Raw genomic sequence first — 14,425 nt, 5'->3', positions numbered from 1 at the left:
CCATGATTCACGACCATGTTCTCTCGCTCATCGGCAAGACCCCCCTGGTGGCCTTGCGCAAGCTGAACCCCTTTCCCGGGGTCCGGATCGCGGCCAAGATCGAAGAGTTCAATCCCGGCGGCTCCATCAAGGACCGGGTGGCCCTGGCCATGATCGAACAGGCCGAAGCATCCGGTATCCTGACCCCGGACAAGGTGATCATCGAAGCCACCTCCGGCAATACCGGCATCGGCCTGGCCATGGTCTGCGCGGTCAAGGGGTACAAACTGATGCTGCTCATGCCCGAGTCAGCCTCGGAGGAACGCAGACGGATCATGCTGGCCTACGGGGCGACCATCCACCTCACGCCCGGGCACCTGAGCACGGACGGGGCCATCGAGGAAGCCTACCGGCTGCACCGCGAGGAGCCGGAACGTTACGTGCTCATGGACCAGTTCAACAATCCGGCCAGCATCGCGGCCCACTACCGGACCACGGCCCAGGAAATCTGGGACCAGACCGAAGGCCGGGCGACCCACGTGGTGGCCACCCTGGGCACGTCTGGGACCGTGATGGGGTTGACGAAGCGGCTGAAGGAACTCAATCCGGATATCACGGTCGTGGCCGTGGAACCCTATGCCGGACACAAGATCCAGGGCCTGAAAAACATGCAGGAGTCCTATCCGCCGGGTATCTACGACAAGCACGCTCCGGACCGGATTCTGAACGTGGAGGATGAGACCGCCTTTGACCTCTGCCGCAAACTGGCCAATCAGGAAGGAATTTTCGCGGGCATGAGTTCCGGGGCCGCGCTCAGCGGAGCGCTCCAACTGGCTCGCGAACTGGACCAGCAGGCAGCGAAGCATCCGGCGGCCCCGCCCCCCCTGGTGGTGGTCATCTTTCCGGACGGCGGCATCCGCTACCTGAGCACCCCGCTTTTCGCCCCGCCTCAGGAGCAGGGTGTTCAGGTCCGGGATTTGCGCCGACGCAAGTTGACGGCGTTACGGCCCGGCAAGTCGGCCATGCGCCTGTTCACCCCCGGCCCCAGCCTGGACGACATCACCGGATTCGGAGCATGGCGTCGCATCGTTTTGCTGGACGTGGCGGCCAGGTATCTCAATCAGAAGGACGCCAAAGCCAGTGATCGAGCCGAAGTGCTGGTGGGCGTGGCCGACCTGGACGACCGGGCCGTGGCCGCTGCCCGTGCCGGAGGAATGAGCCTGGAGGTGTCCGGAAAGCAAGCCCTTTCCACGATTCGTGAGCTTGCCGCACGGCTGGGCGTGTCCTCCCGGGTCCGTTTCGTCTCCGCGGGCCAGTGCGCCCCGGAACTGCTCCAGGCCTGCCGCAAGCTGCTCAGCAAGGGGCTCGGGTACGAGAAGCTGCGCTCGGTCTACTTCGACGTGCGCCGGGACAAGCACTACGGGGATCTGCTCGGGGTGGATCCGGAAAAACTGCGCTCCGGCTCCACCGTGGACCTGGACGGTTACGTCAAGGACAATCCTCGGGACTTCACCCTGCTCAAGCGCACCTCCCTGGCGGATCTCAAGGACGGCTTCTTCCTCCAGACCGAGTGGGGCAACGTCCGTCCCAGTTGGTACCTGCAAATGGCCGGTGTGGTTCTGCACGGTCAGTCGTCGGAACTGACCCTGGTCCTCGGGGACGACGACCACCGCTTCCCGCACCTGGAAAACCTTTGCTCCATCTGGCGCGGTGTGGGCAACACCCAGCCCCAGGCCTGGATCACGGCCCAGTCCGCGATCTGCGCCGAGTCGGAGACCTCTTGTTCCCTGTCGTCCCTTCCGGTCATGGACATCCCCCCCCTCGTCCTGCGCTTCTGGCTGCTCTCCGGCTCCTACCATACCGCGTTGCAATGTTCCGCTGAAAGTCTGGAAATGTGGCTCAAAAACTGGAGACGCATTCAGCAGACCCTGGCAAGGCTGCACACCCTCGCCCCGGATACCGAACCGAAGAAGCCCGCGACGAATATCGGCCAAAATATCGGTCAATCCCTGTTCAACGTCAAACAGGCTCTCACGGACTGCCTGGAAAACGACCTCAACCTGCCCGCCTTTTGGCCTGCCCTGTTCCAATGCACCAGGGAAATCAACGCCGCGATCAATCAGAACCTCCTCTCCACCCAGGAAGCCGCGGCCTGCGTCGATCTCTTCCGGTACCTGGACGCCGTTCTGGGCTTGGTGGATTGGACCGAAGTTCCCCTTCGCCCATCCGACCTGCCGGACCACGTTCGCGACCTCTGCGCCCGACGCGAAACCGCCCGAAACGACAAGGACTTCGCCACGGCCGACGCCCTGCGCCAGGAAATCGAAGCCGCCAACTACCGCATCCAGGACACCTCGGATCGGACGCTGATCTTCTCCGCCTCCTGACAGCTTTCTGGTCGTTATTTGACGGCCACCCTTTCAAAGCCTCAACCCGCCCGGACTACCGCCAGGCCCGTTCCAGGCTGCTATCGAAGTACTTGCCCACCCCATACTCCCGGCGACGGAAGAATTTGGCCGGGTCGGGGCCGATGATCTGGAGTTCGGGGTGCCGTTTCTGCATGTCCAGGGCGATTTTCATTTCCTTGGTGCAGCCCGTGGAATACGTGGCGTCCTTGCCGTTCCAGACCGCAGGCATCTTTTGGCCCAGCAATTCAAAGGCGCGTTCGATGTCCTCCACGGTTTGGAACCGCCAGACGTCGATGAATCCGCTGCGCTGAACCTTCTCCCACATGTACATCAGATCGTCCCCGTCCATCCCCGGTTCGAAATGTTCGGCGGGATTGATGATCAGGGACTGTTCCAGTCTGGAGCGCAGGTGTGCGGCAAAGGCGTTGAGCACGGCGATGGCCGTCTTGGTCTGTCCGGGAATGGACCCGATAATGGCGCTGTAAAAGATCACGGTCTTGCCCGCGGCCCTGGCCTGGCGCATGGCATCGATCAGCTTCTCGGCCTTGACCAGCAGTTCCCGCTCCGTGACGTGCCGGATACGCTCGGAGCGCGGTTTGCATGAAAAAAAAACTTTTCCGTCCTCGTCGCGGTAAAAGGCGACGATGTCCCGGGTAAACCCCTGGCTCACGGCGATCAGCCGACGATAATGGTCATGTCCGTTGGCCAGGACCAAATTCGCCTCCTTCCAGGCCCTGGCGAAGGTCAGGCTGGTCCGGTACATATTCAGACGCTCCCGGGTGCCGTCCGAAATCATCAGGAGTTGATTTTCCCGGATCCGTTTGAGTAGTTCATTTTTGGAAACCTGGTTATCCGTGAGAAAAAAGGCGTCGTCCAGGGATTCGGCCAGCACGGGGTCGTAGTCCGCGTCCCAGACCGTGGGAGCCATGAAGTCGAATCCTTCCTTCAAGGCCAGGATGACCCGGTGGCCCTGACGCATCAGGGAGCGGACGATCAGAATGTCGAACAGTACGGCCCCGCTTTCGCCGGGCAGGTACAGAATCTTCAGGGAATCATGGCGCTTCTGGAACAGATAGCCCCGCAATTCTTCAAACTCCGGCCAGGGAGCGTCCATTTCGTCCAGCAAGGTCTTGGCGTCGGGCTGAATCTCCTTGGACTCCCAAACCGGGAGAACGTCGGTCCACTCGGCCACGGTCTTATGCAGGCGGAACTCCTTGGCCTCCCAAATGCCGTGCAACGTGGCCAGGCGCACCAGTCGCTTCAGTTCCAGAAGGTCCAGATCCTCCCGCAACTGATCCATGTTGGTGCAGGCGATGATGTCCTGAGGGCAGGCGCTGACGATCCGGTGGTACAACGCGGTCTGCGTGAAGGCGTAGGCCCGGGCGTTGGCCCGGCGTTTGCGGTCCCGGAGCGGATCGTCCAGCCCGCTGTAGCTCATGAAGATCGTCAGCATCCATTTGATCAACCGCGAAGGGATGATGATGGACGAGTGCAGGGCGGAACGAAACTTGAACTGACACAGGGCGATGATCTTGTCCCGCAGATACGGGTCGGTGATCTGCTCACGGACCAGACGGAACAGACTTTTCCAATGCCGGGCGTACTCGGCGCGCAGGGCCGGGGCCAACTCCTGCTTGAGCAGGTAGTCCAGCATCCAGTCCGTGCAGGCCGGAAAAAACTGGTCGTCGTCCAGATCCACCATGAACCGAATCTGTTCCGGTGAAGCGTTCTCCTCCGGATTGGTGGCGTGGTCCAGGTTGTTTTCGGTGAGAAAATGCAGAATCCAGGCGTCCAGCCGGGGATCATGCCCCAGCCGGAACTCCGGAGAAGGACCGGCGCGAAGATGGGCGGACATGTCAGCTCTCCCGGAGAAAACCTTTGGCCTTGAGTTTTTGTAAATAGGACGACCCCGGATACCTGACCAGGTGCATTTTCCGGGACGACCTGGCGACCAGCACGGTGTCCCCCTTGCGCAACGGCCACCCGGATTGTCCGTCAAGGGTCAGGAACACCTCGGTTGCCTCTTCGTCCACCCGGACCCGGATTTCCTGGTCTGCCGGAAAGACGAACGGTTTGACTTCCGTCAGAAACGAACAGATCGGAGTGGCGCAGATCACCTCCAGTTCCGGATAGATCAACGGCCCCCCGGCGGAGTAGGAATAGGCCGAAGCCCCGGTGGGTGTGGAGAGCACCAGACCGTCGGCCCGCAAGGCGGAGATCCGCTCGTCCGCGAAAAACAGTTCCAGGTTGACCAACCGGGCCAAATTACCGCGACCGACCACGATATCGTTCACCGCGACGGTTGAAAGCAGGGTGGCCCCGTCGCGGACCAGACGGACGTCCAGGAGCAGGCGTGAGGACACGGCGGCTCCGTCGGCCAGAATGCCCTCCAGGACCTCCTCCCAGGCCTCCTTGGAACACTCCGTCAGGAAGCCCACCCGCGCGAAATTGATTCCCAGAACCGCCATATCGTTGGAGCAAAGTTTCCGGGCCACGCTGATCATGGTCCCGTCCCCGCCCAGAACGAGGACCAGGGTAGGAGTCTGGCTTTGGCCCGGCAGACACGGGGAGAGATCGTCTTCGTTTTCCGTAACCCGGGCAACGACCCCGCGGCGGGTCAACCAGTCGGCGATTTCGTCGGCCAGACCGAGGGCTTCGCCATGACCGCGCTTGGCCACCAGAAGGATGGATTTGGGATGAATTCGGTTCATGCCGAAATCCCATGACGCCGAACTATTGAAAAAAACGGAGCAGTTCGGCGGGAGAAAAACTGAATCATGAGGGAAGGGTCCTTGATGCGCCTCTGCGTGCTTGCGCGAAGGCGTCGGCTATGGTGGATCGGTGATCCGTGTCGACGTACTTGCCAGGCAAGGCATTACCCTTTACCCATTCATGGATCAAGGATTGCCGAACCGGCATCACCAAAGAGAGGCGACCGGCAAAGGAGACGAAATCAATGACCGACATGGGGAATACCGAACTCGAAGAGACCATCCGGGTGCTCGGCGCGAAGCTGCTCGACCGAACGGCACTGCTGGCCGCGGCCGAATCCTGCACCGGCGGCCTGATCGCCCACGAGGCGACCAACGTTCCCGGCAGCTCTCGCTGGTTCGCCGGGGGCGTGGTGGCCTATTCCAATCACGTCAAACAGCGGGTGCTTGGTGTGCCGGAGGCCGTGCTGGCGAATCATGGAGCGGTCAGCCGGGAGACGGTCCTGGCCATGGCTCAGGGCGCACGGCGGCTCCTCGGCGTCCAGGCCGCCCTGGCCGTCTCCGGCATCGCCGGTCCGGACGGCGGAACCCCGGAAAAGTCCGTGGGCACGGTCTGGATGGCCTGGGCCCTGGACGACGCGACGCACAGCGCACTGTGGCGCTTTTCCGGAACGCGCCTGGAGATCAAGCACCAGAGCGCCCGCGCGGCTCTGGAAGGTATGTTGGACATGGTTCGGCAAACGGGCTGAAGAGGCGGGGAAGGAAAGGGCTACTCCAAATCGTTCTCCAGAATCTCCTCCTGAAACGCGGCCACCAGGGCCGGATCGAGATGGGTTCCGGCGATGTTTTTCAGAGTCTCGAGTCCTTCATGCATGGTCTTGCCGGGTTGGTAGGGACGATCCGTGGTAATGGCGTCAAAGGTATCAGCCACGGCCACGATCCGGGCAAAATAAGAAATGTCCTCCCCGGCCAGACCTTGCGGATACCCTGAGCCGTCCATACGCTCGTGATGGTGACGCACCACGTCCACGGCGGGTCCGAGAAAGTCGATCCAGTGCAGGATGGAACTTCCGATTTCGGGGTGGGACTTGATCGCTTGCAGCAATTCCGGCGAATCGCGACAATCCTCGCCGCTGAACAGCCTGTCGGAAAACCCGAGCTTGCCGATATCATGCAGCATGGCCCCGAGATACACAAACTGGGCGTCCTCCTTGGACAAGCCGACCCTTCGGGCCAGACGCAAGGCATACCCGGCGGTACGCTGCTCGTGCCCCTGGGTGTAGGGATCGCGAGCCCCTATCGCGGACGACATGGCCAGCACGAAGGTGGTCACCGCTTTTTTGAACACTTCGTGACGCTCGCGGAGTTCTTCCAGGTCCATCAAAATTCGCTGCTCCCTGGCCTCCACCTTGACCATCATCATCCCCATGGCCTCGGCGATCCTGCGAATCATTTCCGGATGCTCCTCGGTGCTGTACCGGAAGAGATCGCTTCCATATTCACCACCGGCAATCCGCTCCATGATCCGCACAAGATCATCCGTGACATCCCGCATCAGCTTCCTCCAATGCTTTTCCTCATCTCCCGGCGTGGACGGATTTCGACCAGCATTCCCCCGACCACATCCGATCTTCTTGCCTCAACCCTGCGGAAAAGTCCAAAAATCAGCCGTCAAGCAATCACCAAAGCCGCGGAGGCAGCATGAAGCTCCTGGACTGACTGATCGAGGATGGCGAGCCCACGTCGAATGGATTCCGAAGAACATCCTGACCAGGAGGAAAGCATGCGCTGCTTCATTGGTTTGCCATTGCCCGGAGACTACCAACGGCTCCTGGCGGGCGTCATCACTGAATGGAAGCCCGTCCTCGGAGCCTGTGCGTCCTGGACCAAACCGGAAAACTGGCATTTGACGCTGAAATTTCTGGGTGAAACGGACCAAGGGCATGTGGCCCGCCTGAGCGAGTTTTTCGGAGGGGGTACGGGAGAGGCCTTTGTCTTGCAAGGGCGCGGTGGAGGTTTTTTCCCGGATCCGCGCAAGCCTCGCGTCCTTTGGGTGGGACTGGGAAAAGGTGCGAACCGAACCCGGCGATTGGCGGCCAGGATCGAGGAAGTCTGCGTGGAACTGGGCTTTGCCCGAGAAGAGCGATTGTTTCGGCCGCATCTGACCATTGCACGGCTCAAACAGCCCCGAAAAGACCATCGCGGCGAGGCGTGCCGCAGTTCGCGCGAAAGTCGACAATCATCCGCCTCACCCTGGGGCGAGGTCCTACGCTTCGTGGAAACGATTTCCTGGCCGGAAATTACCGTGGACCGGATGGTGCTCTGGGAGAGCCGCTTGTCCGCGGAAGGGCCGAACTATCGGCCCCTGGCGGAATGGAGACTGGCGACGGGAGCCTTCGGATAATCGGCTCCCGTCGATCTACAGATAGTCTCCACGGTTGAACTTGATCCGTTCGGTGACGGCCAGAACTTCCAGTTCGTCAATCATGTCGCGCAGTTCAGGGGCCATGGGCTGAGGCGGGGTCTGTTGGGGCCAGTTGGCCTTCAAGGCGCCGATCTCGGTGGAAATCTCATCAAGGATTCCGTTGGCGCCGCGCAACTCCGGCGGTTGGGCGGTCAGCTGGTGGGCATATTTTTCCCACCTCGAAAGCAGATTGTCGAGGGTGTCCATGGCCTTGCTCTCGAATCCTGGAGTGTGGTCGGCGGGGAACAGCATCTGGGTCGGCGTCAGACGCATCGCATCCCCGGTGCTCAGGGGTTGTGCCGGGCCGGACGGCGGGCTTTGACCGGACGAGATGTTTTCCGTGGCGCGAAGGAGCAGATCTTCAAACCGTTCACTGCCCCTGTTCACCCTCCGGACATCCCGTTCCGCATCCGCCTTGACGAGAGAAGATTGATCTGGATTGATCTTCATGGGGTGCTCCTGGGTGGAGGTGAAATCCGTATGTCTTGCGTTTTTGCAAATAGGTTGCCAACTCCACCGACATGGGTCAAGCCGACGCGAAACCACTGAACTGAATATGCCCAGAGCTACGCCAAGGGCATCAAAAGGTGCATCAAAACAGGCCCGTACAAGATTTGAAGCATGGCCCCCAGGCTGAGAAACGGGCCAAAGGGAATCCGGGTCCGCATGCCCTGATGGGCATTTTTTGCCATGTAGCCCAGGCTGGCCGCCAGGGCCGTGAACGCGGCCAGAAAGATCATCATCGGCAGCCCCTGCCAGCCCACCAGGGCCCCGAGCATCAGCATCAGCTTGATGTCCCCTGTCCCCAGCCCTTCCACGCCGCGCACCAGGTAGTACCCTTTCTGCAACAACCAAAAGGCCCCCGCGCCGATCACCGCGCCAAGCAGGGAGTCGCCCCAGGTCATGTCCGTCATCAACGCCGTCCCGGAGAAAGCCAGAATCGCCCCAGGGAACGTGAACACGTCCGGCAGGATGAATTCCTGAAAATCGATGAAGCTCATAATGATCAGCAATCCCCCAACGGCCATGTACAAAAGCCATTCCCAGCCCAGGCCGAATTGCACTGCCAGCAGCAGCGCCCAGATCCCGGAAACCGCCTCCACGATGGGATAGCGCCAGGAAATGGGCTCCTTGCAAGCCCGGCACCGCCCGCGCAACAGGATGAAGCTGACCAGCGGAATATTCTCCCACCAGACAAGCGCGTTGCGGCAACGCGGACAATGCGAGGCCGGCAGGACAATGGACTCTCCGGTCAGGTAGCGATGGATACAGACGTTGTAGAAGCTGCCCAGGACGAGGCCGAGGGCCAGGGCGATGAGGGGGAAAAAGGCGATTAATGGGGTCACGATAAACTCAATCCCTGAGCATGCTGCTACGGCACCAAAGGCGCAACCGGCAAACCCAGGGCCGGGTCGAGGCCCAGCATCAGGTTGGCGTTGACAAGCGCTTGGCCGGACGCGCCGCGGCAGAGGTTGTCGATGACGCTGACGATCACCAGCCGATTGGTTCGCGCATCCACCAGCAGGCCGAGATCGCAGAACATGGTCCCGCGGGTGAAACGGGTTTCCGGCCATGATCCTTGCGGGTGGACGCGCACCCAGGACCCGGCTGTCGGGCCCAGGATATCGGAACGAGTGGCGTAGAAATCGCGGTAGAGTTCCAGGACCTCCGCCCCGGTCACGGATCGGGTCAACCGGGTGTAGACCGTGGACAGGATGCCCCGGTCAATGGGCAGCAGGTGCGGATTGAAGGACAAGGCCACCGGGGTTCCGGCCAACTTGCCCACTTCCTGCTCCATTTCCGGGGTATGGCGATGCTTGCCCAGGCCGTAGGCCCGGAAGGTGTCATGCACTTCGCAGAACAGCGTGGCCGTTGCCGCCTTGCGCCCGGCCCCGGAGGCTCCGGACTTGGAATCGGCCACGATCCCGTCCGGCTCCACCAACCCGCCTTGCAGGGCCGGGGCCAAGGCCAGCAGAACGCTGGTGGGGTAGCAGCCGGGGTTGGCCGTCAGCCTAGCCCGGGCGATGTCCCGGGCATACAGCTCCGGCAGGCCGTAGACCGCCTGATTCAGCAGTTCGGCGTGGCGGTGCTCCAGGTTGTACCACTGGGCGTAGACCTGAGAATCGTGGAGCCGGAAGTCCGCGCTCAGATCCACCACCCGGACGCCTTTTTGGAGCAACTCCGCGGCCATGTCCATGGCCGTCCCGTGGGGCACGGCCAGGAAGACCAGCTTGCAGGCTTCGGCCAAATCGTCCGTGTCCGGCTGGGTGACCACCAGATCGGCCAAACCGGTCCCGGCCAAATGGGGCAGCAGCAGCCCCAGGGTCTTTCCGGCCTCGCTCCGGCTGGTGGCCCGAACCAGTTCCATTTCCGGATGCCCGGCCAAAAGCCGACACAGCTCCATGCCGGTATACCCGGCCACGCCCACGAGTCCGACGGGAATGCGTTGCATGGTTCTCTCTACGGTTGGTGATTTCAAAAAGTTCGTTACGCCGATTTGCGCACGTAGTGCATGCGCAACTCGAAGAGCATGTCCTTGAGCAGCTTGGATTCTTCGGCATCCAGATTGCCCTTGGTCTTTTCCTCAAGCATGGCCAGGATATCGATGGTGTGTTTGGCTATTTCGATGTTCTCGGCGGTCTTTCCGGTTTCCGGGTCCGGAACCTCGCCCAGATGGACCAGGGCCGAGGAACTCAGGGACAGAACAAAGGTGGGAAAGCAGACCTGGGGCATCACGCAGCCTTGAAAAGCTCCGGCTCCGGCCTGGTGGTCCGCCTGGGCCTGTTCCACGGCCGATGCACCTTGCTCCGTGCCTTCCTTGCCATGACCAACGCGTCGATCCGTGATCTTGATCTCTTCGTTCATTGTTCACCTTCCTTGTCGAATGCTTGTCGGACGGAAGCTCATGCACTCGACCGGTTTCGCTCAGGTTCTCTCCGGTTCCTCTCCCGGAACGCTCCGCGGATCCAGGGCCTGTTCGTAGGCGGTCAACCCGGCCTCCAGATAATCCCGGCTGGCGGTGTGTCCACCGCAGGCTTTGAAGGCCTGGCGCAGGGCGTAGAGCCCGGCCAGGACGTCCGCGTAGTCCACGTGGCCCATATGACCAAGACGGATGATCCGGCCCTTGAGGTGATCCTGGCCTCCGGCCATGACCACGCCGTAGGCGTCGGCCGCGATTTGCAGCAGCCGCTGTCCGTCCAGACCGGCGGGGACCAGGATGCTGGTCAGCCCCCATGTGTACTGTTTTTGCACCAGCAGTTCCAGCCCCAGGGTTCGGACCGCCCTGCGGGTCAGCTGGGTCAGGGCCCATTGCTTGCGGAAAATTTCCTCCAGCCCGCGCTCCCGGAACAGCCTCAGCGAAACGTCCAGTCCGTTGAGCAGATTGATGGCCGGGGTGAACAGGGTCTGGTCCTTCAGGCAGTTCTCCCGCTCCCGGCGCAGATCAAAATAGGCCACGGGGCAGGCCCCCGGAGAGCCCGCGGGACCTGCCTGGCGTTCCACCGCGGCCCAGGCCCGGGCGCTAAGGGCGATGAAGGCCAGGCCGGGTGGGAGCATCAGGCCTTTCTGGGAGCCGGTCAGCAGACAGTCCACGCCCCATTCGTCCATGGGGCACGGGGAAATGGCCACGGCGGAAATGCCGTCCACCACCAGCAGGACGTCCCGGTGCCGGGTCATTTCGGCAATGTCCCGCACCGGATGCAGCACCCCGGTGGAGGTTTCCGAAGCCTGGACCAGCACCCCCCGGATGGCCGGGTCCCCGTCCAGGGCCTCGCGGATCGCCTCCGGGGAAACCGCCTGGCCCCAGGGCAGCTTGAGCACCGTGGCTTCCAGGCCCCGGGCCAGGGCGATGTCCTTCCAGCGCTGGCCGAACTTCCCGGCCTCCACCACCAACACCCGCTCGCCCGGTTGAAACAGGTTCCACACCGCGGCGTTCATGGCCCCGCTGCCGGAGCAGGTCAGCGGCAAAACGGGCTGCGTGGTTCCGAACAGCCATTGCAGCCCTTCCTGGATGCGGTGCAAAACAGCCTTGAATCCGGGCTTGCGATGATGGACCATATCCTGGGCCAGGGCTAGGCGGACCTCCTCGGGCAAGGGCGTCGGCCCCGGGGTCAGCAAACGCAGCTTGTTGCGCATTCGATTCGTTCCTTTCTGGTTGTCGTCAATGAAAATCGATCCTTACCCATGCCCCACAGCCCAGTTCGCCCCCCGGCCCCAATCCACCACCAGGGGCACGTCCAGCTGAACCACCGAAGCCATCAACTCGGCCACTCGTTCGCCGACCCGCTGGCTCTCCGCGTCCGGGGCCTCCAGGAGCAGTTCGTCGTGGACCTGAAGGATCATCCGGGCCCCGGCCGCCCGCAGTGCTTCGTCGCCGTGAACGCGGATCATGGCCATTTTGATGATGTCCGCGGCCGAGCCCTGAACCACGGTGTTGATGGCCATGCGCCGGGCGATCTGGGCCAGATTGTCGTTGCGGGAGTTGATGTCCGGCAAGGTCCGGCGCCTTCCGGCCAGGGTGAACACCGCCCCTTGTTCCTTGGCCTTGGCCACCACCTCTTCGTAAAAATCCCGGACCTTTTGCAGCCGGGTGAAGTACAGGGCCATGAAGTCCTTGGCCTGCTGCTGGTTGATGCCCAGTTCCCGGCCCAACTTTTGCGGCCCCATGCCGTAGAGCAGCCCGAAATTGATGGTCTTGGCCTTGCGTCGCTCCTCGGCGGTGACCTGCTCCGGCTCCTTGACGAACAAAATGGCCGCGGTACCGGAATGGACGTCCACTCCCCGGGCAAAGAGATCCCGCAGGTGCGGATCTTCGGAAAGATGGGCCAGGACGCGCAACTCGATCTGGGAATAGTCCGCGCTGATCAGCTCCTGGCCGGGCGGCGCGGTGAAGCAGGCCCGCATCCGCCGTCCCTGGTCGCCTCGGATAGGGATGTTCTGTAGATTGGGGCTGCTGCTGGACAGTCGCCCCGTGGCCACGGCCAACTGGTTGAAGGTGGTGTGCACCCTGCCGCCTTTGTCGGCCAGTTTGGGCAGCGGTTCAAGATAGGTGGAGCGCAGCTTTTCCAGTTTGCGGTACTCCAGGATCTCCGGAACGATGGGATGCTCCCCGGCCAGCCGCTCCAGGACCTCCACGCTGGTGGACCTGCCGCCGCCGGGGGTCTTGCGTCCGGTCTTCAAGCCCAGGCGCTCGAAGAGCACCTCGGCCATCTGCTGGCTGGAACGCAGATTGAACGACCCTCCGGCCCGCTGGGAAATGGACCTGGAAAGCCGCTCCAATCCCGCCTGAACCTCGTCCAGGAAGGCTTTCAGGGCCTGCTGGTCCAGCAGCACTCCGACCCGCTCCATGTCCACCAGCACCGGGATCAAGGGCATCTCCAGAGTGGCGATCAGCTCGGAAAACCCGGCCTGCCCCACGCTGCGCCCCAGGGCCTCGGCCAGCCGCAACGTCAGCAGGGCGGGCGCTTCCTCGCCGGGCTGGGCGGCATCCGCCAGCTCATGGCCATATCGGCGAACCAGCGCCGCCAGGCTGTAGTCGCGCTCCTCGGGCTGGAGCAGGTAGGCAGCCAGACTGACGTCGAAGCGCCGGTCCATGGGCACTTCGGACCAACACGCGTCCTGGGCCAGCAAATCCTTCCAGGAATGGGCCGCGACCAGGGCCGCCGGACGCAACGCGTCCACCAAATCCTTGGTCACGTTCTTGGACGTGCCGCCCCACAGGAGTTCACGCCCTTCCAGCCCCAGTCGCCAACTGTCTCGGTCCGCGGCCACCCCGACCCGTTTTCCGGAAAAATTCGGCAGAACCTCCGTTCGTTCCAAAGCCTGTTCATCCGGAGGGTCGTCTTTCGGGTTCCGATGCGCGGCCAAGCGTTTCGTCGCCTTCTGGGTTTTCGAGGTCAGCAACTCTCCTTGGCGCAATCGCCCTTGATCGGACGATGCCGATGCTTCAGGCGCGGACAGGGCCGCCATCTCTCGTTCGAGGGAGCGAAATTCGTATTCGCGCAGAAACGCCAGCAGCGACGCGTCGTCCCATTCCCGGCAACGATAATCCTCCAGCCGGGCGTCCGGATGCAGGTCCGTGCGCAGACGGGTCAGCTCTCGGTAGGTAAAAATGCGCTCCAGCTCGGGTTCGACTTTTTTGCGCTCCTTGGGCGTCAGCACGTTCACGTTGTCCCGCAAAGCCTCCAGGGTCGGGAATCGCCGCATCAGCCCCATGGCGGTCTTTGGGCCGACGCCGGGAATGCCGGGGATGTTGTCCGTGCTGTCTCCGGTCAGGGCCTGGAAGTCCGGCCACTGCTCCGGGGTCATGGCGTGTTCCCGGCGGAAGGATTCGTTGGTGACCAGCTTCTCGTTTTTCAGGCCCGGGTCCCAGATCACGACATTCTTGTCCAGGCATTGCAACAGGTCCTTGTCCGAACCGACGACAACCACCGGGCATTCGGACTTGAACTTCCTGCACAGGCTGGCGATCAGGTCGTCCGCCTCCACCCCTTCCGACACCTGGACGGTCAGGCCGAACAGCTCCACTCCCCGGACCAGCGGCTCGATCTGTTGGACCAGGGCTTCCGGGGTCTTGGGGCGCTGGGCCTTGTAAGGCGTGAACAATTCATGGCGAAACGTGGGGCCGGGGCCGTCCAGGAAAAAGCCGGCGTAGCGCGGTCGTTCCTCGCGATGCAGGCGCAACAGCAGGCGCAGGACGATGAACAGGGCGTTGGTCGGGAAGCCGTCCGAGCGCTTCAGATCCGGAAAGGCGTAAAAGGCCCGGTACAAAAAGGAGGTTCCGTCAAGAAGAAACACCGGGTCCGCGGAGAGGTTCAGGCGGGATTTCAGGCTCATGGAGTCTCGGGTAGGGCTTGGGAGCACTC

At 62.4% G+C, this 14,425-nt stretch carries 12 protein-coding genes; 3 read left to right on the top strand and 9 right to left on the bottom strand.

The genetic code is table 11. From position 1 onward, the window contains the following. Window positions 1-2: 2 nt before the first annotated feature. Window positions 3-2,366 (top strand): cysteine synthase, encoded by a 2,364-nt coding sequence (locus tag DESLA_RS0112765; RefSeq protein WP_028572753.1) that lies wholly within the window; start codon window positions 3-5, stop codon window positions 2,364-2,366. Window positions 2,367-2,421: 55 nt separating this feature from the next. Here the strand turns inward: DESLA_RS0112765 and DESLA_RS0112760 are convergent, their stop codons facing one another. Together DESLA_RS0112760 and DESLA_RS0112755 are read right to left on the bottom strand one after the other, a co-directional pair. Then, complete coding sequence (locus DESLA_RS0112760; RefSeq protein WP_028572752.1) at window positions 2,422-4,242, bottom strand: hypothetical protein; 1,821 nt, start codon at window positions 4,240-4,242, stop codon at window positions 2,422-2,424. Between the two features lies 1 nt (window position 4,243). Beyond that, complete coding sequence (locus DESLA_RS0112755; RefSeq protein WP_051434660.1) at window positions 4,244-5,098, bottom strand: NAD(+)/NADH kinase; 855 nt, start codon at window positions 5,096-5,098, stop codon at window positions 4,244-4,246. 245 nt (window positions 5,099-5,343) lie between these two features. Here DESLA_RS0112755 and DESLA_RS0112750 point away from each other — a divergent pair, with 245 nt between their 5' ends. Beyond that, window positions 5,344-5,847 carry a CinA family protein gene (locus DESLA_RS0112750; RefSeq protein WP_245590059.1) on the top strand — a complete coding sequence of 168 codons (504 nt, stop codon included), beginning with the start codon at window positions 5,344-5,346 and terminating at the stop codon, window positions 5,845-5,847. A 20-nt stretch (window positions 5,848-5,867) separates the two neighbouring features. On the opposite strand, the gene DESLA_RS0112745 is transcribed toward DESLA_RS0112750, so the two are convergent. Then, the gene (locus DESLA_RS0112745) at window positions 5,868-6,653 is read right to left on the bottom strand and encodes an HD-GYP domain-containing protein (protein ID WP_028572749.1); all 786 of its coding nucleotides are present in this window, start codon (window positions 6,651-6,653) and stop codon (window positions 5,868-5,870) included. 228 nt (window positions 6,654-6,881) lie between these two features. Here DESLA_RS0112745 and thpR point away from each other — a divergent pair, with 228 nt between their 5' ends. Beyond that, a complete protein-coding gene (gene thpR / locus DESLA_RS0112740) occupies window positions 6,882-7,502 on the top strand; it encodes an RNA 2',3'-cyclic phosphodiesterase (protein ID WP_028572748.1) in 621 nt (206 codons plus the stop codon). Window positions 7,503-7,517: 15 nt separating this feature from the next. On the opposite strand, the gene DESLA_RS21850 is transcribed toward thpR, so the two are convergent. The 6 genes from DESLA_RS21850 to polA form a co-directional block, all read right to left on the bottom strand. After that, window positions 7,518-8,012, bottom strand: coding sequence for a hypothetical protein (locus tag DESLA_RS21850; RefSeq protein WP_051434658.1), 495 nt, complete (start codon window positions 8,010-8,012; stop codon window positions 7,518-7,520). A gap of 116 nt (window positions 8,013-8,128) precedes the next feature. After that, window positions 8,129-8,908, bottom strand: a complete 780-nt coding sequence (locus tag DESLA_RS0112730; protein WP_028572747.1) for a prepilin peptidase — start codon at window positions 8,906-8,908, stop codon at window positions 8,129-8,131. 26 nt (window positions 8,909-8,934) lie between these two features. Further along, window positions 8,935-10,014, bottom strand: coding sequence for an N-acetyl-gamma-glutamyl-phosphate reductase (gene argC, locus DESLA_RS0112725; protein WP_028572746.1), 1,080 nt, complete (start codon window positions 10,012-10,014; stop codon window positions 8,935-8,937). Window positions 10,015-10,049: 35 nt separating this feature from the next. Continuing rightward, window positions 10,050-10,427 (bottom strand): DUF1844 domain-containing protein, encoded by a 378-nt coding sequence (locus DESLA_RS0112720; RefSeq protein WP_084032054.1) that lies wholly within the window; start codon window positions 10,425-10,427, stop codon window positions 10,050-10,052. Between the two features lie 60 nt (window positions 10,428-10,487). Next, a complete protein-coding gene (locus DESLA_RS0112715) occupies window positions 10,488-11,696 on the bottom strand; it encodes a pyridoxal-phosphate-dependent aminotransferase family protein (RefSeq protein ID WP_028572744.1) in 1,209 nt (402 codons plus the stop codon). A 42-nt stretch (window positions 11,697-11,738) separates the two neighbouring features. Further along, on the bottom strand, window positions 11,739-14,396 hold the full coding sequence (polA, locus tag DESLA_RS0112710; RefSeq protein WP_028572743.1) for a DNA polymerase I: 2,658 nt from the start codon (window positions 14,394-14,396) through the stop codon (window positions 11,739-11,741). Window positions 14,397-14,425: the final 29 nt, after the last annotated feature.

Source organism: Desulfonatronum lacustre DSM 10312 (assembly GCF_000519265.1).
GTDB classification, from domain to species: Bacteria; Desulfobacterota; Desulfovibrionia; order Desulfovibrionales; family Desulfonatronaceae; genus Desulfonatronum; species Desulfonatronum lacustre.
Note: the sequence above shows the minus strand (reverse complement) of the source record. Positions and strands in the feature narration are given on the sequence as shown.